Origin of the sequence: Burkholderia sp. Se-20373, assembly GCF_017104705.1 — a bacterium.
Taxonomy (GTDB): Bacteria; Pseudomonadota; Gammaproteobacteria; order Burkholderiales; family Burkholderiaceae; genus Burkholderia.
The window spans coordinates 1-880 of the sequence record NZ_JAAGPH010000357.1 but is presented as its reverse complement, the minus strand read 5'-3'; the positions used below and the strand labels follow the sequence as shown (position 1 = coordinate 880).

At 69.1% G+C, this 880-nt stretch carries 1 protein-coding gene and 1 pseudogene; one reads left to right on the top strand and one right to left on the bottom strand.

What is annotated here, in order from left to right:
• Positions 1-121 (top strand): DUF3999 domain-containing protein (locus G3N96_RS39605; protein ID WP_241023044.1); only part of this gene is annotated, 121 nt, incomplete at its 5' end.
• 23 nt (positions 122-144) lie between these two features.
• On the opposite strand, the pseudogene G3N96_RS38740 reads toward G3N96_RS39605, so the two are convergent.
• Positions 145-408, bottom strand: a pseudogene (locus G3N96_RS38740) (potassium-transporting ATPase subunit B); the annotation flags it as partial.
• Between the last annotated feature and the right edge of the window lie 472 nt (positions 409-880).

The window sequence follows — 880 nt, the reverse complement described above, 5'->3', positions numbered from 1 at the left end:
TACGGATGCCCCGCGCCGCTACGTGCTGTGGGGCGCGCTGGTCGTCGCGGTCGGCGTGCTCGGCACGATTGCCTGGCGCCTCGCGAAAGGTGGCGGCGATACACACGGCCGCGACGGGTGACGCCGCGCAGTCGTGATCGCCACCGTCCGCGGCGATACGGCCTGCGCTTTCGAGCGTCCTTCGGCGAAGTTCGCGAACAGCACGGTGAACCACAGCCACAGCGCGATCGCGACGATGAAGCCGGCGGGGGCTTCGGCCTGGCCGAACAGCACGGCGATCCACAGGATCGTGGTCAGGATGCTGCCGACGTACATGCAGAACATCACCGGGTTGCGGAACTGCGTGCGCGGCGTGAGTTTGCGGAACGAATCGGCGATCGCCGGGCGCACGAGCGCGGGGTCGAACATCGAGCGTACGGCCGTGCGCGGATGGCCCGGCTGCGCGGGGCGCAGGCCTGTCACGGGTGCGAGAGACATGGCGGTTTCCTTTTGCCGGCGCGCCTCGCGCAGCAGCAGCCGGCATCGGTCACGCGAGCCGGCTGCCTGCGCGCGATCTCGCGTGCGGCTTCCGTTTCCACGCAACCATCTTATGAAGGTTCGCGTGAAGATCGCGGCAAAGGATCGCGTCAGGGTATAGAAAGCGCGTAAACGTCCGTTTCGCCGCGGCGCGGCGGGGGTGTCTCAAGGGCCGTACACGAGCGGGAGCGCCACACTCCGCTCATTCGGCGTTTACGCGGCAAAGCAGGAAAACGAACCGGCGCGCGGCGTTCAGCCGAACGTGTAGCGCCCATGCTGACGCGGACGCCACGGCGTCGAGCGGCAACTCGCGGCACCGGCCGCGCGTCGTGCCGCCCAACCGGCACCACGGCGCACCCGCAGA